This is a genomic window from Bartonella sp. MR63HLJHH (genome assembly GCF_042194155.1).
GTDB lineage: Bacteria > Pseudomonadota > Alphaproteobacteria > Rhizobiales > Rhizobiaceae > Bartonella > Bartonella grahamii.
Window position 1 is genome coordinate 251,978 of record NZ_JBHIMN010000002.1, and the last position, 22,610, is coordinate 274,587.

The window sequence follows — 22,610 nt, forward strand, 5'->3', positions numbered from 1 at the left end:
GCTGGCAAAGTGTATGATAGTGCCAGTTTGTTACGACACAGCGCTGTTTTACGTCACAATGGATAACTGAACATTTTCAGTTTCTCTCACTTCCAATTTTGGAAGACTGCGCACAATTTTCATTGTTTCCAAGCTTACCGTAATAACCCGCTGAAACAATTCCAGAGGATAGGCCGGATTACCCACCGTTTCAACAGCATAGCGATTAGCATCATTCACAATCCCACTCGCTTTATCCGTTTTGACAATCTGGCGCTCCATAACCCATTCAAGAGCAGACCTGCCATTGACTACATAATCATAAGCTTCAAGAGGAATATTCTGCATCGTGATATGCGCATTATAAATCACTGTGCTTTTATCAATAGCGCCACGCTTACCAGCAAATTTCATCGCTTCAACACGATAGAAACTCTTCTCATCAGAAATCATCCAAGTTCTTGGATCACCCTGTTTATAGGTAACAGGATAGGGCTCAACCTCTTCATAATTCATATGCAAATCACCAAGATTTCGCCCCGCTGTTACAAAAGCCCAAAAATCCTCTACCTTTTTAACTATTGGAATACGCGGCAATTCTTTAGACAAATTATGCGCATAACGAGCACGATAATCTTCAGAATGCAAAATCCCGTAAACATAATAAAACAAATCATCCTTTGTTATCATTTCACTAGGATATGCTGCCTTAAAATATACCAACCCTTCATCCGTGAGAGCATCACGCCGCTGCAAACCAATTTCTTTGCTTTCCTCTGCAAAATTTGCAAACAAATGAACCTGATCCTTCTCTTTCCCTCCTAAGGATGCAACATCTTCATAAACATACCGTGGAAAACATTGACTACCACCATCCATCATATTTAAATCCGGTAAATCTTTAGTCATCAGAGCAGAAAAACCACTCCTTGCTCCCAACCCTGTAATTTGTACGACCCTATTTTCAACCGCTTTCCCCATCGGAAAGATACGCGGCATTTGGTACACTCTTTCATTGAAAGTACGGTTATAATAAAGCCATTGTTGCATGAAAGGACGATAAAGACTTTTAATAAAACATGTTTCCTCAAATTTAAAAGCTTTTCCTCTTATCAGTTCTTGTTTAATATTATGACTCCAACTAATCTTTCTGACATCTGAATTTACAAAATCGTTTACAGCATTCACACGCACCTTACGATCAGTATGTGAATAAGCATTATTAAAACGTTCCACTTCATTATTATAGAAAGTAATCATATTGCTCATATTTTTTGCTAAAGCTTCACGGCTTGAATTATATGCCCATGCATCACGATTAGTCGCAATACCAAGAGAAAAATTTTCAAAAAGCTTTTTATCACTGCCCTTCTTATCACCTAAGGCTAAAAATTTTTCAAAATCACTGTTGCGTTGATCCAGCCAATCACCGTGCTCATCTGGTGTAATCATCTGCCAGCCTTGTTCACGCTTGATACCGCCAACACTACCTAACCGCTGAAGTTTAGATAATTTCTCTTTTGTCGTGAGATTATCACCAATATCGTAATAGTGAATTTTACAATGCTCCGTAACATTTGGATTTTTAACAAATAATGTCACAGCAATACCTGTCATGCTTCCACTGCCGAAAACATTTTGCCCTTCTTGAGCACGCCCTTTGCTCATCATATTTTTGCGAATATCACCCCGCAAATTGAGAACATAAATGCTCGAAAATTCTTCACTCAATTTTTTTCTGAGTCCATCCATTGCTAATTTTTCAACATAACCAGAACCAGTTACAAAACCAATAACACCACAGTCTTTTATGCGATCACTTGCCCAGCGAATGGCACGAATATAACTATCATAAAGCATTTGCATAAGGCTTGCACTGGATTGAGCAGCATAAGTTTCACGGATACGACAATCCAATTTAGGATAGCCAATATTTTGTGCATTGTCGTTTTCACTTTTTTGTCCAAAAGAATAAGGGGGATTGCCAACAATAACACGAATATCCAGTTCCTTCTGGCGTGATCGACGTGTGCTGTTATCCACCAGCAAATCACTGATCAGGTCCTTTTCTTGCTCATAAAGCTGGAATGTATCGGTTAAACAAATTCCCTCAAACGGAACATAATCGCCCCCCATCAGACCATGATAGGTCGTCTCAATATTAATGGCTGCAATATAATAGGCTAAAAGCACAATTTCATTGGCATGAATTTCATGACAAAATTTATGCTTCATCTCCTCTGGCTTTATCAGACCCGATTGTAAAAGCCGCGTGATAAAAGTTCCCGTTCCAGTAAAGGGATCCATGATGTGCACACCCGATGAGCCAAGCGTTTGCCCAAATTCTTGCTCTAAGACATCATTGACAGAGTGCAAAATAAAATCCACAACCTCAACGGGGGTATAAACAATGCCAAGTTTTTCTACAGTACGTGGAAAAGCATAACGAAAAAACTTATCGTAAAGCTCTACAATCAACCTCTGTTTTGCTTTTGGATCCGTAATGCCACTGGCGCGTAATTTTACACTTGCGTAAAATTTCTCAAGATCTTTGGATTCCTTATCAAGGTTTGCCTCATCAAGCACATCAAGCATACGCTGCATAGCACGCGAGACAGGATTCTCACGTGTGAACTGATACCCTTCAAACAACACCTGAAAGACAGGACGCGTGATAATATGCTGTGCCAACATCTCAATCGCATCAGCCTCTGTAACAGCATCATTTAAATCATCACGCAGTTCTGCTACAAACCTGTCAAAGGCTTGACGCGCCTCAGTATTTGGCTCTGCCAGAATACCTGTTAAACGCGTGATATGATTCTTAGCAATTTCAGCAATGTTGCTCGCCCAATCTTCCCAATAATCACGTGTCCCACATTTCTTGACGATCTTTGCCAAAATCGCACGAGAAATTTCATCCACCGGGAAAGAAAACTCCTTGTTTAGCTGATCTGTACGAGTTAAATCATATTCCGGTGCTCCAATGCCCGCTCGTGCCGGTTGTGCGCGAACTGGAAGATTGTCTACAACAGCTGTAACAGCCTGTAACTCAGTGCTCTGCGTGACACCAATAATCTCAATCACATTGCTGATATCTTGGCTCAGCGATGCATTATTAATCGTCGAATCAAAACGATCATCATGCGCACGCAAAGCATTTAAAATTTGCCAAACAACCCGATATTTATCATTGTTGTTCAAAGCCTGTTCCACTGGAATCCCAGAGGGAATACCAATTGGCAAAATGACATACCCCATCTTTTTGCCCTCAGACCGACGCATCACCCGCCCAACCGCTTGCACAACATCAATCTGGCTCTTGCGTGGATTTAAAAACATGATCGCATCCAGAGCCGGAACATCCACCCCCTCAGACAAACACCGTGCATTGGTCAAAATACGACAAACATCCTCACCACTATCAGCTTTCAGCCAATCAAGTAATGCACCACGATCCTTCGCATTGAAAGTGCCATCAACATGCTCAATTTCACATTTCAGAAAATGCTCTTTTTCCGTATCCTCTTTCGTATACTCAAGATATTCTCTAACAACCGCAGAAAATTCACCACACACCAGTTTAGAACTTTCAATAGTTTTACAAAACGCTAAAGCACGACGCATGGGGTGTGGATCAGCACCAACATCAGCCTTCAGATCTTGTTTTGTCAGCGCCTTATAACAACCAATAATCTTCGTTGCATCATCAAGAACAAGTGAAGACTGGTCATCACTAAGACGCTTCTGAACAGCGGAACTGACCAATTTTTCATCCATTGCTAAGACAATAACCTTATAATCCGTTAAAAGATCATTTTGTACTGCCCAAGAAAACCCCCGATAAAAAAGTGTTTTACCAAAAAGCTTTTCATCATCCATCGAAGCAAGAACAACATTGGCTTCATTCGCGCGACTTTTTGCGTTATCACCAAAAATACGTGGTGTCGCTGTCATATAAAGGCGCTTCTTGGCACGAATAACATCATTAGAATGCACCTTAACAAAATTGGATTCATCCTCTCCAACCAGCGTTGCCCCTGTTGTACGGTGCGCTTCATCACAAATAATAAGATCAAATGTTGGCAAACCATACTTTTTCTGAGCATCCGCAACCACTTGAATGGATTGATAGGTTGCAAACACAACGGTCATCCTATCTGCAACACTCTTACCCGCCTGTTCTGCAAGTTTAGCAGCATCGGTTGTCGCCGGAAAAGCAAGATCAAACACATCAATTTCAGCAACATCATCACTATTTTTACGACGCTTTCCCACTTGTGTATCTGAACAGACAGCAAAGGATCTCAATCCGATTTCTGCATCCGTTGTCCATTCACGGACCGTCTGTGACATCAGTGCCAAGGAAGGAACAAGAAACAGAACAAACTTGCCTTCACCCGCTAAATCCTCAGCAATTTTAAGACTGGTAAATGTCTTACCAGTACCACAAGCCATAATAAGCTTACCCCGATCTGCTTGAGCAAGCCCAGCACGCACATCACGCAATGCATCCTGCTGATGTGGACGGATTTTCTTTTTATCCTCCAACACAACTTTGCCCTGGGCTGCAAAAGTTTCCCAACGGATCGGACTTTGTTGTATATCGGAAAGATTAATCCGTATAACAGGAATATCCTGCCCCCGTATCATTGTTTCAGCGTTATCACTCCAAGCACTTTCAGTGCTATCTATAATAACACGCCGCTTAAATGGAGCTTTCCCTGATGCCGAAATAAAACTATCAATATCTGCTTTTCTAATCCGATATGATGCATCATAAAATTTACATTGGATTGCTGCAAAACCCTCTTCATTACGAATCTTTGCCACAAGATCGATGCCAGTATCATGACCATCCCAATCATTTTCACGAGCCCAATCCTTAAAGGTTTGAACCTTTTCATAACACCCAAACTGAAGAGGATCATGTGTCAGATAAGCAAGAGCAAAACGCTCAAAATATGTACCTTTGTCCCGTTCGGTACGCGCTTCGTCACGATATGTCTGTAAAAGCGATTGCAGCGTCATGCTTCCCCCCAATGAAAAATACTTTCAATTATCGAGTCTAGCCAAATTGGTCAATGCCTATTATTTCCCCCAAAAGACTTTAGATAACTCGATTTACTGAATGAACCAATATTTATAATGGAATATGTACTAAACAAAACAAATGAATAAAGTTTTACTTATCAACAAAAGAATAGAATCTGCTCTTCCCACATCCCTGATAAATATCATGTAATCACGCACAAGAATGTAGAGATTTCCTTCATTATTTTGATGAGCTTTTTTTGATATTTATCTATTGAAAATAGTTTAAGCTCATATTCAGGAGGTGCTAAATGCAATAAAAGCATAACGTAAAACTAACAACTAGCTATACCAATACACATAATAATGAATACAGCAATTAACATTCCCAGCAACATGAGCCCATAAGTGTATTCATCTCGTTCTCCCTACAAAACTGGAGCTTCGTAAAAACCTATATCTCCGTCGCATAAAGCCATAAAGAATCTTAAAACCAAACGTTACCAATACCAACGCCCCTCTCTTTGCCATACAATTTGTGAGCAAAAAACAGGGCCACGAATAAACAAAAGGAAAAGAAAAACTATAGAGACCAACCCGCCTCGTATACCCGTTCGTTTTTTTTAGATATAAGCTGTTTTTCGTTTAAACTTGCTTCTTTTTTATCTTGTTTGTTAACAGATATACACTCCATTCCCCCTCCTATTTTTAGGTTAAAATCCTAAAGTTATCGCGCCTTATATTTTTATAGCTATATAAAATACAAGGGAAATTTATTCATAATACGTTGTGCCGTAAAACTTCATCCTTTAACGTTATATAAAGCACGCTTCACTTAACGAATAAAGCGTTTTCTAAAATATAACAGCAAATAATGCTAAACTTTCCCATCCATGTTTCGCTTCATAAACGCTTCTTCCAAGTGGAAAACATCACAACAAACATGCCCTACAATTGATAAAGCTTAATCGCGTGAAAGAGCGACAACAGGGTCAAGCCGTGAAGCTTGCCGCGCTGGAGAAAAACCAAAACAGATTCCAATGAGGGTTGAAAAAGTAAGGGATAAAATGATCGAATCAATCGTATAAACCAAGTGGATAGGCGCTTTAAACAGAAGAAATAAACCACCGATAGAAAGCCCAAGCAAGATCCCCAAACCACCACCAATGACACAAACCAACACCGCTTCAATGAGAAACTGCTGCAAAATATCACTTTGGCGTGCACCAACTGCCATACGCACACCAATTTCATTGATCCGCTCAGAAACGGTGACCAGCATAATATTCATCACCCCAATACCACCCACAATCAGGGAAATAGCTGCAATTGAAGAAATTAAAAGTGTTAAGATATGTGTACTTTCCATGATACGTTCACGAAAGAATTCTGAATTTCTAATGAAAAAATCTTCTCCACCATGCCGCATAATGAGAAAACGTTTCACCATGTTTTCCGCTAAATGTGAATCGACATCATCAGCAATCCTAACGGTAATCGCACGAACTTCTGTTGTGCCAAGAAAACGCGTTTGCACTGTTGTATAGGGCAAATAAAGCTGTAATGTATTTGATGTATTTCCATTTGCGTTATTTTGCGAATCAACAACACCAATAATGCGCGCTGGAACATTACCCACAAGCACCACTTTGCCAAGGGGGCTCTCATGGCTATGGGGAAAAAGAACAGACAATGCTTCTTTCTCAATCACGAGATCAACCGCCCGATCATGCACACTTTTTTGATCAAAAAACTGTCCTTTGAAAACTTTAAGCCCCTGTGTCTGAAAGAATTGTTCTCCCACCCCCACAATGACGGCATTGACTTCAACTGCACCAAAACGCACTTTCGAACTTGTTGAAATCTGAGGCGTTACACCAGAAACATAAGGTAACCCAGACAAGGCTTCTGCATCAGCTTCAACAAGAGTTGTTATTTTCTCTGCTTGTGGATCAGAAAAACTTTTGCCAGGTAAAATTGTTAATGTATTAGCACCCAAGCTTTTAAAATTTTCCAAAATTTTCTCTCGTGTACCATTTCCCAAAGCCACCATAGCAATAATCGCCCCAATACCGATAATCACCCCAAGCATTGTTAAAAAAGTTCGCATTCGATGTGCATTCATTGCCAACAAAGCCATAATAAATGCCTCACGAAACCGCTCAACAAAAGACCGAAAAGAGCCAAGCTGTTGTTTAACTTTTAGTTTCTGTTTTTCATAAAAAGATTGACTATCCGTTTTTATTTTTGCCCCCGCTGCTCTTTTCTTTGCAACCTTTGTCATACTGTCAGCAATAATTTCTCCATCACTGATTTCGATAATACGCTCTGCTCTTTTGGCCACCTGCATATCGTGGGTTACAATGATAATAGTACGACCTTCTTGATGAAGCTCATCCAAAATACGCAACACTTCCTGTCCACTCTGTTTATCTAGTGCACCAGTTGGCTCATCGGCAAGAATAACCTCCGCATTATTCATCAACGCTCGAGCAATAGACACCCGTTGTTGCTGACCACCTGAGAGTTGATTTGGACGATGATTCACCCGATCGCCCATGCCCAAGCGCGTTAAAAGATCTTGTGCACGCTTTTTCCTTGCTTCCACAGCACATCCTGCATAAATAGCCGGAATTTCAACATTCCCAAGAGCTGTCAATTCATTCAACAAATGATAGCGCTGGAAAATAAAACCAAAATGATTGCGCCGCAAAGCCGATAATTCATCAGCTGAAAGAGAAGCTGTTTCTTTCCCTGCAATCCAATAACGACCAGAAGTTGCCCGATCAAGACAACCTAAAATATTCATCAATGTGGATTTTCCTGAACCAGAAGCTCCCACAATCGCTACCATTTCACCGCGCTTAATGGTAAGATTGATGTCCTTCAAAACAGTAACAAATGTTTCGCCCGCTGGAAATTTACGTACAATATTTTCCAACACAAGGACAGCATCTGCTTGGTTTGTGTTCATGGTTTAAATCTCGTCTTCACTATGCACGTCAGAAGGTTCTGGCATCACCCCATCAGGCGAGCCAGTGATAACGACATCGCCCTCATTAAGTCCTGAAACAATCTCTGCCATCACCTTATTATTCAATCCAACGCTCACCTGTTTAGTAACCACCTTGTTCCCCCCCTCCAAAACAGAAACCCACGCCTTATGCTCTTTTGTCTCATCGCGTAAAGCATCGCTTGGAACCAACAAGACATTTTGAGCACGCCCTAAGATAATATGAACTTGAGCAGTCATATAGGTTCGCAAAAAATTGTCCGCATTATCAACATGTAAAATTCCGTTATAATAAATAGCTGATGAGATTAAAGCACTAGACCCCCCTACCATACCAGGGTTAATACTCACATCAGCACGAATTGCTTCAGGAGCCGGCTCTATCTTTTCTAAAACGCCCTCATAACGACGCTGCGAATTCCCTAAAACTGTAAAATAAAGTGGTTGTCCAGCCTGAATTTTAAGAACATCAGCTTCTGAGATTTGCGCCTTGATCGTCATCTTTGACAAATCGCCCAAAATAACAATTGTTGGCGCCGACTGAACTGCATTCACATTCTGCCCTTCTTCCACAACTGTTGCCAAAACCGTTCCCGCTGAAGGGGCAATGATGCGTGTATAACCTAAATTGACCTCTGCACTATCCACATCAATTTGTGCTTGCACAATCTGCTGTTGAAGTTGAGCAATTTGCGCCTCACGTATTTTTACTTGTGTCGCAGCATCATCGAGATTAGCCCGTGAAACCGCACGTGACTCGATCATTTTTTTCTGACGTGCTAAATTTTTCTGCGCAAGAGAAAGATGGGCTTCTTGTTCTACCAAACTCGCATAATAGTGAGATAATGCTGCTTTTTTTCTTTTTAAATCATTTTCTTGATCTGTAGGATCAATTTCTGCCAAGAGATCGCCTTCTTTCACAACACTCCCAGGAGAAACGCGCATTGATACCACACGCCCTGTTGCACGCGCACCAACAGCCACCAACCGATAAGGACGTACAAGACCAGAAGCTAAAACACTTTCCTCAATATCCCCACGCTTCACCACCGCTGTTATATAAGTTGGGCTAGATGTTCCAAAAACAACAGAACGCAACCATAAAAACAAGAGAAGAAGGAATATGGCAGTTAAAAAAAAGGAAAGTTTTTTGTGTTTTGTAATGAAATTTTTGAGTAGACTTTTTTTCATTTCCCTACCTTTGCACGCGAACGAGGTGCACCATCAACGACTTCCGGACGTGATACATCAACAACGCCATCCCAGCCCCCCCCCAATGCTTTCATCAACGTGATATATTGCGTAACCAAAGAAACACGGCTATCTTTAAGTGCCATTTGTGCAGAATAATAAGAGCGATCAGCGTTTAACAATTCAAGAAAACTGGTATTTCCATTCTCAAAAAGGCTCCGTGAAAGTTTTAAGGAATGAAGAGAAGCTTTATTCGCAACGATTAGCTTTTCTAAGCGTTGATGTTCTTTAGTTAATCTTACCAGCGCATTTTCTACATCTTCTAAAGCTCCCAACACAGCAGCCCGATAAGTAATAAAAGCTTGATCACGTTGTGCACGCGCAACAGCAATAGAAGCCTCAACCTGACCTCCATTAAAAAGAGGTAAACGAAGACCAGGTCCAAAAGACCAGCCAATCGTTGAATTTTTCCATAACTGATCAATCGCCGTTGCGGCTGTCGAAATATTACCTGTTAAAGTAAGTGATGGATAGCGATCTGCTTCACGCTGACCAATCCGCGCTGTTGCTTGCGCGTATTGACGCTCTGCCCGTCGCAAATCCGGACGTGTTAACAAAATATCGGCTGGAATTCCTGCTGGTATCGGCCAGCGTGGTTGTGGAATCTTTGCATGTTTAGCATTTTTTTGTAAAAGATCCTTCAATGCCGTAGGCACACGACCAGTTAAGACAGAAAGGCGATGAACGCTCATTGCTAAATTCGCTTCCATCTGTGATATATCCGCTTCTGTATTTGCCATTTGCGCTTGCGCATTTGAAACATCGAGCTCAGAAACATCACCAGCTGTTAATCTAGCGCGCATCAATTCATAGGTTTTACGCTGTGATACAGCAATTTGTCGCACAATCAACAACTTCTGTTGCCAACCACGCATTTGTACATAATTTGTTGCCACATCTCCTAACAATATCACCATGGTAGCGCGCATATCTTCCACAGCCGCATCAAGACCATAACGCGCTGCTTCAACCGCTCGTTTATGCCCACCAAAAAAATCAAGCTCCCAGCTTGCATCAAAACCACTATGATATTGGTTTAACAATGCATCAGACTGTCCAGAATGACTACGGGTTCCTGAAATTGAATTGGACACATTTGGCAAAAGAGTTCCTACAACCTGTCCTAAACCCGCACGCGCCTCACGTACCCGAGCTTTGGCAACAGCAACATTATTATTTCCAGAAATCGCATAATCCATTAACGCATCTAGAACGGGGTCATTCAAACGCCGCCACCATCCGGCAAGCGCAACTGACTGCCCAGACGCCTGTGCAGATTTTTCTCCCCAAACTGCTGGAACACGAAAAGATGTTTTCTGGTAATTAGGACCAACCATACATCCTGACAAAAGCAAACACAAAAAGATACTAGAAAGTAATCCACGAGAAGCGCCCCTTTTGAGATTTCTGATATACATCTAGTCTCCCGCATTCTTTCAGAATCATTATTTAATATTAATACTTTATTTACTTCTTATTTCAAACTTAACGTGAAAAATCAAATACAGTTTGCACAGGAATATGATCTGAAGGACGTTCCCATCCGCGTGCATCACGAAAAATCGAAAGATCTACAACAAAAGGTGTTAAATCAGGAGAAGACCAAACATGATCAAGCCGCCGCCCATAATCGGTAAATGCCCAATCGCGTGCACGATAACTCCACCATGTGTAAAGCTTGGTAGGAACAGGGATATGTAACCGCATCAGATCAACCCATCCACCTTGACAGCATAAAGCTTTTAAACGCTCGGTTTCAATGGGAGTATGGCTTACAACCTTCAACAATTTCTGATGAGACCAAACATCCTCTGCCAAAGGAGCAATATTTAAATCGCCCACCAAAAGAGAAGAAAGACCATCTCCTTGATCCGCACATACGGAGGACATTTCTTCTAAAAAATCAAGCTTATGCCGAAATTTTTCATTCACATCAGCATCAGGAATATCTCCCCCAGCAGGAACATAAAAATTATGAATCCGCAAGCTTCTCCCATAGGCTTCCACAATAACTGAGATATAGCGACAATCTTGGTTTTGGCAAAAGAAACGCTTTTCTACCTTTTTAAAAGGCAACCGAGAAACAATAGCCACCCCGTTATAAGATTTTTGTCCACTCAATGCGATATGCTTATAACCCGCCGCTTCAAAAGCCTCCACTGGAAATAAAGCATCTGGACATTTTGTTTCCTGTAGACACAAAACATCTGCGGAAAAGAGTTCCAAATACTGAAAAACCTGTGCAAGACGCAAACGAATAGAATTAATATTCCAAGTTGCAATACGAAAGAACATCCATTTCAATCCCAATGAAATAACACAGCACTATTTCTTTGAAGGAAGTGTAAACATTCCATTAGCGAAGCGGACGTCCGTCCGCACATTCATAATCTGCACAGTAGTTTCCAAATTTTGTTGGTCAACAATTGTCCACTGGCGCAAAGCAGAGCCTTTAGAATCAAAAACCATCCTTATTTGCCCTGCCCCAATCGTTTTATCACGCAGAACAATCGTCACAGCCCCTGGATCTTCGCGAAATGCCAACAAGCGCCCAGAAGATACATCAATTTTATCACCCAACAGAAACTTCATTGGCGTTTGCGAAAGTTGTGAAAAGTTCCAAGTATTCAAAGCCCGATTGTTAATACCTACAAATTGACCATCTGCAATAATCTGTAAGGGCATTTTTTTGTAAATGAAACGAATTTTCCCTGGACGCTCTAGGTAAAATGTCCCCTGAGACATTTTCCCCTTTGGACTAAACTGAATAAAATCACCTGTCATTGTTTTGATTGCCGCAAAGTGATTTACAACATTTTGCGCCTTTATCACTTTATTAGACGCTTGCGAAAAAACAGGAAAAGTTAAACACCAAAAGATAATAATTCCCACCAACCCAAAGACTCTTCTTTGCGACAAAAAAGACGTTTTCATAAAAAAATGCTCCCAAGCAATACTTAATTGACTTTATAATTTATAACTTAAGTAATCAACGATGAATAAATACCCTTCTTTATAAGATAACGATATTGTTTGAAAAAACTATCAAAAGATTTTTAAAAGTATTCTTCTTCGACCGTCCCCAAAACTTTCCGCTTACCCATATCATTTGCTGGACTAATAATGCCTTCTCCTTCCATCCTTTCAATCAATGTTGCGGCACAATTATAACCAATACCTAAACGGCGTTGAATATAAGAAGTCGAAGCCTTACTGTTCACGAAGTACAACTGCCACAGCTTGACTATAGGAATCATCTTCTAAAGAAAAAGCTAAAGAAACATCCTTCTTTATTTCTTGCGGTATCGTTTCCAAATAATTAGTCTGCGTTTAAGTTTCCGAAAGCATCCAAATTTCCCGTTTTTCTGCTGATTTTCTAAACGCATAATATATTCTTTCCCACCCCTAATCTGTGAAGCAACATAAATTATAGTCAATACATAACGGATTAAGTACTAAACATATTGCTCACGCACCTGAAAACTCTTTTAAGTGGCAAAAATGCTTTTTTGACTTCCTTCCAATCCAAAAGAATAAAAATTTTCACCCGAACCAGTCTGTAAACAGTTTGGAGTTTAGCAGATTTCACTTGGCTTCCCACCCCATATGATTCATTTATATAAGGCTCGACAGATAAGCCTTGCCCTCAATATTTAGAGCGCACTTAAAAAAACACTTAAATATCAAGCCTTACATGCTTTTATACCCCTACATTCGCAATGACATTATTTTATACCAAGATATTGATTTATAATAATTTATCTTTTTAACTTAAATCATAACGCCAAATACAGGAAGGTTCTCTCATCACATACTTTCTCATATCGAATCAATTGAAATCATTTTCTTGCACGTTACAAGCAAGGTTGGTGTGTGGATAAAAATTATATAAGATAAAGAATCCCCTTATAAAGAGTCTCAAGTGCCAAGGAGCTATCGCAAATCGAGAGCTGGTGTATGAAAATGCAGAATTTCTACGATAAAGTGGGATAAACACTTGTTTTATAAGATATTATAAAAACAACTATAAAGATTTTTCAAAAGCGTTCTTCTTCGGCAGGCACTAAAATTTCTCGTTTCCCTGCGTGATTTGCTGGACTAATGATACCTTCTTCTTCCATCCTCTCAATCAATGTCGCAGCACGGTTATAACCAATGCCTAAACGGCGTTGAATATAAGAGGTCGAAGCCTTACGATCACGAAGCACAATAGCAACAGCTTGACTATAGGGATCATCTTCTGAAGGAGAAGCCAAAGAAACATCAGCACCATCCTCTTCAACTTCTTGCGTAATTGTTTCCAAATAATCAGGTCGTGCTTGCGCTTTGAGATGCGCAACAACCTGCTCCACTTCATCATCTGCAACAAAAGGACCATGCACACGTTGAACACGTCCTCCTCCCATCATAAAAAGCATATCTCCTTGTCCCAATAATTGCTCAGCCCCCTGTTCACCTAAAATTGTTCGGCTATCGATTTTTGAACTCACAGAAAAAGAAATACGTGTAGGAAAATTGGCTTTGATCGTTCCAGTAATAACATCAACGGAAGGACGCTGTGTCGCCATAATTACATGGATACCGGCAGCACGTGCCATTTGTGCCAAGCGTTGAACCGCGCCTTCAATGTCTTTACCAGCAACCATCATCAAATCAGCCATTTCATCAATAATGACAACAATATAGGGCATAGGACTAAAATCAAGCGTTTCCGTTTCATAAAGAGGCTCACCAGTTTCATGATCAAAGCCCACTTGAATTGTCCGCGCCATTGTCTCTCCCTGACTTGCTGCTTCCCTAAGACGTGCATTAAACCCATCAATATTACGAACGCCCAGTTTTGACATTTTACTATAGCGCTCTTCCATTTCACGAACAGCCCACTTTAAAGCAATCACGGCTTTTTTAGGATCTGTCACCACGGGCGTTAATAAATGAGGAATGCCATCATAAACCGAAAGCTCAAGCATTTTCGGGTCCACCATAATGAGACGACATTGTTCAGGTGTCATCCGATAAAGCAATGATAAAATCATTGTATTGATAGCAACAGACTTTCCCGATCCTGTTGTCCCAGCAACCAAAAGATGGGGCATTTTTGCTAAATCTGCAATAACAGCTTCCCCCCCGATTGTCTTACCCAAAGCAAGCCCTAATTTTGCTTTGCTTTCAATAAATTCTTGCGCCTGCAACATTTCTCGTAAATAAACCATCTCACGCTTTGTATTGGGCAATTCTATTCCAATCACATTACGCCCTGGAACCACCGCAACACGCGCCGAAATCGCACGCATCGAGCGTGCAATATCATCTGCCAAACCAATAATACGGGAAGACTTAATGCCGGCAGCCGGTTCAAATTCATACAAAGTTACCACCGGTCCAGGACAAGCATCAATAATTTGCCCCTTGACTCCAAAATCTAACAAAACCCCTTCAAGTTCCTGAGAATTTGCTCTTAAAACAGCAGGAGAAAGTTTTGCATCCCTAACAGACGGTGGTGGAACCGAAAGATAATCTACAAGAGGAAGAACAAAACCACCATTTGAAGAAGCTGTTAAAGACTTTCGATTTTTAACAGGAGAAACATAGGCTTTATTTTGATTTTCCTCACACTTTACTTTTTCACCCAAAAAAGTTGGCTCAATCCGATCAAATGACTTTCCTTGCCCCTTACTCTGAAAACGCCTTTTGAAACAGAACAAACGAAAGAAACGCGCTTGTAAAAAATAAAAAAGATGTAAAAGAGCGCCAAAAGTTGTCGCAAAAAAACCATGATTTTCACGATCATCCTCTGCAACATATTCCGTGTCTTCTTCCAATTCAAAGACTGGATTAACGATTGCATCTTTTGGAATGCTTTTTTCTTTTCTTTTCTTTGTTCGACGCCGCCATATCACATTGCCAGCAAAAGCAGCAGTGAAAAAACCTAAAAGAATAAAAACAACACTGAAAAACACCGTGTAAAGAGGAGAAAGAAAAAGAGGAAAGATTGAAGAAGCAACACTTAAAGCTTTATCTCCTAAAACCCCTCCCAATCCCATTGGCAATGGCCAATAAGTAAAAGAAGCAACAGGTGACATAAGGGCAAAAGCAATTAAAAAACAAATCGTTGATAGCACCCATAAAAAAAAGCGCAAAGTCAAATTGTAGATATTCTTTTGCGCCAATAAGAGAAAAGACCAAAATAATGGCGGCAACAAAACAGCAAGACTTGCCAAGCCAAAAAACTGCATAATAAAATCTGAAAAAATTGCCCCCATCCACCCCATAAGGTTTGTAACCTCATTTGTACTTGCATGGGTTAAAGATGGGTCCGCAACATTCCACGTCGCCAAAGCAAACACACAAAAAATAATAAAGCCCAAAAGCCCAAGCCCAATAAATACCCCTATCTGACGTAAAAACATCTCAATAAGACGCGAACCTTGAGAATTTCGCACTTCTAATGAATCATAAGGAGAAGAACTTCGGTGCATCTATCAATTCCAAATACAAAACTTTCATATTTTAAAGAGTTATAACTCCCTCTCTCTTACAAAAGGGTGAAGCTTAAACTCTGTGCCGATCTGTAAACAAAATAGCCTGTAAACAATCCGACTTCTTATCTAGCGCGTTCTACCTGCTAACCCACTTCATATATCACCACCTTAAGAGACTATCCTTCATAAGGCGCACAAAAAGATCTCCCTGAATATTTATCACAGGATCAACCAAAAAACACCTCATGTGTAAAGTTTTACATGGGTCCTATAGCACCTTCCTAAACAGATGATGTTTTTTACACTACATCATGATAACGGCAAAATATTAATACTGTTTTAACCATCACGAATGAACACAATTTTTTATCTATCATACTAACTAAATATCCCCCTTCAGGACAGGCATACTAAAGTACACTCATACAACTTAAAAAATATACGATCATCTTTGTTTATTTTTAGTTTTCTTTTTTATCAACCAAGTGTAAAAAGAATTGAAGAGGACATTCAAAACAGCTTATCCGATAAATCTGTAAAATGAATCACATAAATGATGAAGCAGAAGAACTCTCAAAAACCAATCTGTCATCAGATTGGCGCCAAAAAAGAACCTCGTTTTTGTAAAGCAGAAAGAAAAGTAAACGTTAAGATATTTTAGGCAATTTAAAAAGATATTCTTTTTAAAAGAAAGCAAACTGTAAACAATGGAAGAAATATTGTGTGTTCTAATCGCAATAAAGACGTAAAACCAAATAAAAAAATTAAATCTCATAAAACAAAACAATGTGATCTTCTCATTGCAGGGGGAGCGGCTGTCGGTTTAACCTTAGCGATAGCACTCAAGCAAACAGCCCCTAATCTGAAAATAAAAATCGTTGATGCTGCTCCACAAGAAGATACTCCTGCTTCTAACATACGAACCATTGCCCTTGCTGCTGCTTCTATTCGTATGTTAAAACAATTACAATGTTGGGAACCTATAAAACCCTATGCGCAACCCATTCATTCAATGATCATCACAGATACAAGCACAAGTGACCCTGTCAAACCCACTCTTTTAACCTTTGAAGGCGACATTAACCCTGGTGAGCCCTTTGCTGCTATGGTAGAGCAGAGAGAACTCATCAACACTTTAAAAAAACGTGTCAAAGATCTCAATATCCCTGTTATTGCAAACACGCGTGTCATTGATTTTCATCAAGAAGACCAACATAAAACCGTCACTTTAAATAATGAAGAGGTTTGGCAAACAAAATTGCTTATTGCAGCCGACGGAGCCCATTCGAGATTACGCCAAAAAGCAGGTCTTAAAAACTTTTCTCATCCCTATAAACAAACAGCAATCATCTGTACAGTTGAACATGAAAAACCCCATAATGGTCAAGCAATTCAACATTTTTTACCTGCCGGTCCTTTTGCTCTTCTCCCTCTCAAAGGCAACCGATCTGCCATTGTGTGGAATGAAGATCATAAAACTGCGCAATATTATCTCAAAGCTAATGCCCTTATTTTTGAAACAGAACTCGAAAGACGCATTGGCCATCGATTAGGCAAACTCTCTTGGAATGGCGAACGTCAAGCTTTTCCTTTGAGTCTTTCTTTAACACGTCAATGCGTTAAACCACGTTTTGCTCTCGTTGGCGATGCCGCCCATACCATCCACCCCATTGCAGGACAAGGACTCAATTTAGGATTACGTGATAGCGCTGCCCTCGCTGAAGTGATTATTGAAACAGCACGACTAGGTCTTGACATTGGCTCCCTCACTGCTTTAGAGCGCTATCAAAGCTGGAGACGTTTTGAAGTTGTCCGTATGGCTTTAAGCAATGATTGGCTTAATAAACTCTTTTCTAATGATAGCCTTCTTTTACGGATGCTCCGCGATACCGGCCTTGGTATTGTTAATCAAGCGCCAAAAATAAAAAAATACTTCATCCAAGAAGCTGCCGGACTCACTCCAAATGCCCCACGCCTTCTACACGGCTTCCCACTTTAAGCAAAAATTCATCCTATTTCACTTTTTTACAACCTTTGCCTCCCTCCTTCAAAGAACAAAAAATTCCTATCTCATCCAATCTGTTTACAAACCAGATTCCTGTCGAGTAATTTTCTCTTGACTTCCTCCTGCCATATTTCACTTAATATAAGACTCGACAAGCGAGATACATTCTAAGAATATTCACCACGCACTGAAAAAAAAACATTTAATGTCTCAAAGAGGTTGCCTTATATCACCACACCTTAAAAGAAGCCATTTCACGTCATAACGAAATAAACAAGACCTTTTAGCACACAACATTTTATTTATAATAATAAATTCATTGTTCTCATATTGAGTGATAAATCTAACGATCATAAAATACCCTTAATTCAAATCTCTCTCATGTTGAAGCAATCAAAATCATTCACTTGCACATCACAAGCAGGAGTGTCGTATAAATAAAACAGCAATAAAAATCCTTACCCTCTCAAGCACTAAGGGCTTTAGTAACATTGGAGGTGAGTAAAGTGTATAATGGCGCCGGCTTATATTTTTTATTGAAATAAAAATGGTGGTGTACAAAATGGATTTTATGTAATCATAGGGACTTTTACGTTATACTATTCACGAGAAGCACCATAAAATAAGCTTAGTTGCATTGAAAAATTTTTCTTTTAAAAAAAGCACGTAAATTGGTAACACAACTGTATTCTGTTTGAGGTATTCTGTTCCTCAGACTAACCCTTTAACTTATTGTGGAATACCACACGATTTTAGAAAAAATATTCTAATATATAACAAAGTGTTCCGTACTCTATACCATCACACATAATTGTAAACTTGCATATCACCCCCCCTATTTCACACCATAAAAGAAGATAAACCGCAATAGAAATGACTCAATCCTTTTATTTTCAAATAAGCTCTTTATTCATTATTCATAAATGCTCATAAATGAATTTTAATCACAAACGCTCAGAAATATGTCATAAATTCTATAAACCCCATGCAATAAATTATTCTCATTTCGACCACTTTTGTAAAGAGTCAATAAAACTATAAAAAGAAGTAAAATATCCCCCTCTCTCAAATGCCAAAAGCAATTACAATATTATAATCTGGCATCATCATTATGCTTGCCAGATTATAACAACAAGACCTTTTTCATTTAAATACATTTGTTCATGCCCCCTATCATTTTATTTGATCACTCAATACTTTAATATATTCGTTCAGTATATCTATACAATCAAATTACCCAAAAGAGCATACTTCTTACATTTACATTCCTTGGTATTCCCTTATCTTGTAAATATCGCACACGTGTTATGTTACTTCAAGTTCATCAAGTGTATACCCATTCTCCAACCACTCTTTAATCCACTTAGGCCTACGTCCACGCCCATTCCATAATTCCCATTGGTTATTGGGATTTCTATAATGGCGCTCTTTGCTCACAAGATCAGCGATATCAATTCCATGGGCATTAGCAATTTCAAGAATTTTTCGTCGCGCATTTTGCTTTTCCTTTGCTTGCCGTTTTTTTAATTCCATATCGATTTGTGTACGCATCTCTTGTAGTTCATCAAAATTCATATTTTTGAGATCATTCACCTTAATTACTCCCCTTGCAAAAAAGAATTTTTTCTTGCCATATTTTAAACACAATTATAGACAATTTTCGTCTATTTATTATCGAAATTAAAATTACGATACATATATCACTTTGACGGAGATGTGCTTTGGACCACAAAGAACTGTTTATTGGTACATCAATTACCACCACTGCATCTTTTTTCAGTTCAATCGCTGGAACTACTAAATGTAGTGCTCAAACACCATCACACCTCTCTGACTCTCATGAATCAGTAGTCAAAAGTAAATATAAATCGTCACTCTATAAGTTATGGCAATACGCAACAAAGAACAAGCCCTCTCTGTATAATGATAGTGTGGTTCATTATGACAATAAAACCTCCCCTCATACACAACGGATTTTTACTTCGTATAAATTTTTTTTGAAAAGATTTTTGCAACTAGAAAATTATATAAAACAAGCAGCTTCAATACAGTATCAAAGATTATTATTTTTTAAAAGCAGCGCATTTTTTCGTGATTCCAATAATATTGGTTGGCGTAATGTGCTCTATTTTATTCCACACTTTTATCTTGTTGGTTGGATATTCGCATATATTAGAAATATTCTTAGAAGAGAACAAAACAGTAATCACAGGGAATATTCTACGCTAAACAATTTCGTTCTGCAAATTTATAAAATCAAAAGACAACGAAAAAACGCACCACAAAGAATTAGCATTTGTATTAATAAAATTTTTCATAATAAGGTGTATTGCTAATGATTGTTCCAGATTTCACATTTTTTGCTGCTGCATACATATCCAATACGCCTCCCATAACATTTTCAGTTATCGCCGAACAAGAAGCGCGGGACAATGTCTATGTAACAGATGATAAAGATAACTTCTTCTATCATTCATCTCAGCTTAAGGAAACAATCGCAACAACTGAACAGTTTAGACAGAGCAAACATAATTTTAACATAATTTTAGGGCAAATTGGTGTTGGAAATGTGAAATTGTTTTCTCTTTTTGATGCATTTGGTTTTTGCAGAAATCTTACAGCTGTACAAAGCGCTTTAACTTACTGCTATGAACAAACAACATCAAAGTGCATCTTTGAAAAAGCGACTTTGCAATCTGTGCTAAATTTTTACAACACAGAAAACTCAAACCACACCTCTATACAGAAAGTTACTTCATATATTGGAGTAAAAGCTGCTGTACGAGGAAATGAAGATTTGCAGGAGCCTGTAAAGCTTAAAAAAGAAGAACCAGAACAGACAACTAACGTAGATTCTCTTCCTCCCTCTTCAAGAGGAGAGGAAGATGCATTTACACATAAAGAAAGTGGCACCAGCGATGCTTTTTCGGCTGAAAATTCTTCTTCATCGAGAGGCTCGCTAGAGTGACAACTGATATTTTCACGAAACCCTAGAATTTTGATAGGATATTATAATGAAAGGTAGATAAGAAAATGTTAAAGCTCTAATTAGTAAGATTGGACAAAATCTCTTCTAATTGAGGGCAAAGATAATGAAAATGATAGAACAAAACAGCGTTGATATAGCATTTAGTCAAAAAGCAGCACGTGAGATTACAGTCGTGATGCTTTCAGAAAGAGAATGGTATTTCACGTTTATTTCCGATGATCCAATCACCGGAAAGCCAAATAAATATACGTTACTTACACAAAGAGGAAAACTAAGAACTTGGGCTGATCCAAAATATCTCTTTAAGTTTCTTCATGAACGAGGGGTCATTTGTGGGAGTTTTAATCTTAATCAGGATAAAGAACATGAAACAATTAAATATTCTTCACACAACAGCTCGTAATAAAATTGCTGCATTGTCTGCAGCTTTAACTGTGTTTTTTACTGCACATCCCATATGTGCTCAGGCGCAAGTTTTGGGCAAGGCAAAGACAGCTCTAGACGCTCTGAAAACAGATCTTATTGGACACATTATCCCTGTTGCTGCTGCCGTTATCCTCTTGTGCTTAGCAATTGGTTATGCGGGACGCTACATCGGAAAGGATACGTTTGTACGCTGGGCAATCGGTGTTGTCATCGCAGGTTCAGCAGCTGAACTTGTCAAAATGCTATTTGGAACAGCTCCATAAATTATATGTAAGTATAATTTTACCAAAACAGATTTTACTTATTAATTTTAGATAAATTAGTAATAATCTCAATGATGTTGAAAATAACGATAAAACTCTTAAGAGAATAGAAAATGAAACAATTAAGTAAATCGAAATCAAAAAATAATCGAATTATTGCATTTTCTGCAGCTTTAACCGTATCTTTTATGGCACATCCCATATGTGCTCAAGCGCAAGTTTTGAACAAGGCAAAGACAGCTTTAGATGCTCTGAAAAAAGATCTTATTGACAGTATTATCCCTGTTGCTGCTGCCGTTATCCTCTTGTGCTTAGCAATTGGTTATGCAGGACGCTACATCGGAAAGGACACGTTTGTACGGTGGGCAATCGGTGTTGTCGTCGCAGGTTCTGCAACCCAACTTGTTACAATGTTGTTTAACCCATAATGAATTATATGTAAGTATAATTTTAACAAAAATAGATTTTATTTATCTATTGTAGATACACTGATGATAGTACCATTTAATATAAAATAACAACACATAGCATTCATAAATGCTTCCTGAAAGAATAAAAAATGAGAAAATTAAATAATTTAAAATCACAAAATAACAACAGAATCATAACAATTGCTGCAGCTATAACAACATTTTTTATGAGCAATTCTGTGTATGCTCAGGCAAAATTAACAAATGCGGACACAGCTTTAAAAGCGCTCCAAACAGACTTAAAGCTGCTTATCCCTATTGCTGCTGCCGTGATACTTTTGTGCTTAGCAATTGGTTATGCAGGGCGTTACATCGGAAAGGATACGTTTGTACGATGGGCAATCGGTGTTGTCATCGCAGGTTCAGCAACTGAACTTGTTGGAATGTTATTTACTAAGTAATAATAAATTTAAATGTAATTATTGGTTAACAAAAATGAAGAAATTGAATAATTTTAGATCAAAAAATAATCAAATCATTCCAGCTTCTGTAGCTATAACCGCGTTTTTTATAACTCATCCTGTACATTCCCAAGCGCAAGTTTTGGTTCCAGCGAACAAAGCTTTAACAAGTTTACAGGATGATCTTGTTAAAAACATTATTCCTGTTGCTGCTGCCGTGATACTTTTGTGCTTAGCAATTGGTTATGCAGGACGTTACATCGGAAAGGATACGTTTGTACGGTGGGCAATCGGTGT

Annotated in this window: 15 protein-coding genes and 1 pseudogene; 7 read left to right on the plus strand and 9 right to left on the minus strand. The window is 39.0% G+C overall.

Annotated elements, in window-relative coordinates; translation table 11 throughout:
* Positions 1–48 precede the first annotated feature (48 nt).
* The 8 genes and pseudogenes from ACFIKQ_RS02475 to ACFIKQ_RS02510 form a co-directional block, all read right to left on the minus strand.
* Positions 49–5,010 carry a DEAD/DEAH box helicase gene (locus ACFIKQ_RS02475; RefSeq protein WP_375655802.1) on the minus strand — a complete coding sequence of 1,654 codons (4,962 nt, stop codon included), beginning with the start codon at positions 5,008–5,010 and terminating at the stop codon, positions 49–51.
* A 967-nt stretch (positions 5,011–5,977) separates the two neighbouring features.
* On the minus strand, positions 5,978–7,987 hold the full coding sequence (locus tag ACFIKQ_RS02480) for a MacB family efflux pump subunit (RefSeq protein WP_375635487.1): 2,010 nt from the start codon (positions 7,985–7,987) through the stop codon (positions 5,978–5,980).
* Positions 7,988–7,990: 3 nt separating this feature from the next.
* Positions 7,991–9,217 (minus strand): efflux RND transporter periplasmic adaptor subunit, encoded by a 1,227-nt coding sequence (locus ACFIKQ_RS02485; RefSeq protein WP_375652685.1) that lies wholly within the window; start codon positions 9,215–9,217, stop codon positions 7,991–7,993.
* On the minus strand, positions 9,214–10,695 hold the full coding sequence (locus tag ACFIKQ_RS02490; protein WP_375635485.1) for an efflux transporter outer membrane subunit: 1,482 nt from the start codon (positions 10,693–10,695) through the stop codon (positions 9,214–9,216). Before ACFIKQ_RS02490 ends, ACFIKQ_RS02485 begins: the two co-directional genes overlap by 4 nt.
* Positions 10,696–10,762: 67 nt before the next feature.
* Positions 10,763–11,572, minus strand: coding sequence for an exodeoxyribonuclease III (locus ACFIKQ_RS02495; RefSeq protein ID WP_375655804.1), 810 nt, complete (start codon positions 11,570–11,572; stop codon positions 10,763–10,765).
* Positions 11,573–11,602: 30 nt separating this feature from the next.
* Positions 11,603–12,211: an outer membrane lipoprotein carrier protein LolA gene (locus ACFIKQ_RS02500; protein WP_375635483.1), complete on the minus strand. Its 609-nt coding sequence runs from the start codon at positions 12,209–12,211 to the stop codon at positions 11,603–11,605.
* 122 nt (positions 12,212–12,333) lie between these two features.
* Positions 12,334–12,598 (minus strand): annotated as a pseudogene (locus ACFIKQ_RS02505) (DNA translocase FtsK); the annotation flags it as partial.
* A 716-nt stretch (positions 12,599–13,314) separates the two neighbouring features.
* The gene (locus ACFIKQ_RS02510) at positions 13,315–15,756 is read right to left on the minus strand and encodes a DNA translocase FtsK 4TM domain-containing protein (protein ID WP_375655806.1); all 2,442 of its coding nucleotides are present in this window, start codon (positions 15,754–15,756) and stop codon (positions 13,315–13,317) included.
* A 724-nt stretch (positions 15,757–16,480) separates the two neighbouring features.
* Between ACFIKQ_RS02510 and ACFIKQ_RS02515 the strand changes: the two genes are divergently transcribed.
* On the plus strand, positions 16,481–17,758 hold the full coding sequence (locus ACFIKQ_RS02515; protein ID WP_375655808.1) for a ubiquinone biosynthesis hydroxylase: 1,278 nt from the start codon (positions 16,481–16,483) through the stop codon (positions 17,756–17,758).
* 1,311 nt (positions 17,759–19,069) lie between these two features.
* Here ACFIKQ_RS02515 and ACFIKQ_RS02520 read toward each other — a convergent pair.
* Positions 19,070–19,357, minus strand: a complete 288-nt coding sequence (locus ACFIKQ_RS02520) for an H-NS family nucleoid-associated regulatory protein (protein ID WP_375635480.1) — start codon at positions 19,355–19,357, stop codon at positions 19,070–19,072.
* Between the two features lie 742 nt (positions 19,358–20,099).
* Between ACFIKQ_RS02520 and ACFIKQ_RS02525 the strand changes: the two genes are divergently transcribed.
* From ACFIKQ_RS02525 to trwL (ACFIKQ_RS02550), 6 genes are all read left to right on the plus strand, one after another.
* A complete protein-coding gene (locus tag ACFIKQ_RS02525; protein ID WP_375655810.1) occupies positions 20,100–20,732 on the plus strand; it encodes a TrwN protein in 633 nt (210 codons plus the stop codon).
* A 124-nt stretch (positions 20,733–20,856) separates the two neighbouring features.
* On the plus strand, positions 20,857–21,156 hold the full coding sequence (gene korA / locus ACFIKQ_RS02530; protein ID WP_015857010.1) for a KorA family transcriptional regulator: 300 nt from the start codon (positions 20,857–20,859) through the stop codon (positions 21,154–21,156).
* Positions 21,119–21,442: a VirB2 family type IV secretion system major pilin TrwL gene (trwL, locus tag ACFIKQ_RS02535; protein WP_375655812.1), complete on the plus strand. Its 324-nt coding sequence runs from the start codon at positions 21,119–21,121 to the stop codon at positions 21,440–21,442. The genes korA and trwL (ACFIKQ_RS02535) overlap by 38 nt, the downstream gene beginning before the upstream one ends.
* A 113-nt stretch (positions 21,443–21,555) precedes the next feature.
* Positions 21,556–21,870 (plus strand): VirB2 family type IV secretion system major pilin TrwL, encoded by a 315-nt coding sequence (gene trwL / locus ACFIKQ_RS02540; protein ID WP_375655814.1) that lies wholly within the window; start codon positions 21,556–21,558, stop codon positions 21,868–21,870.
* Positions 21,871–22,001: 131 nt separating this feature from the next.
* A complete protein-coding gene (gene trwL, locus ACFIKQ_RS02545) occupies positions 22,002–22,313 on the plus strand; it encodes a VirB2 family type IV secretion system major pilin TrwL (protein ID WP_375655816.1) in 312 nt (103 codons plus the stop codon).
* 34 nt (positions 22,314–22,347) lie between these two features.
* The coding region (gene trwL / locus ACFIKQ_RS02550; RefSeq protein WP_375655818.1) for a VirB2 family type IV secretion system major pilin TrwL at positions 22,348–22,610 on the plus strand (263 nt) is incomplete at its 3' end.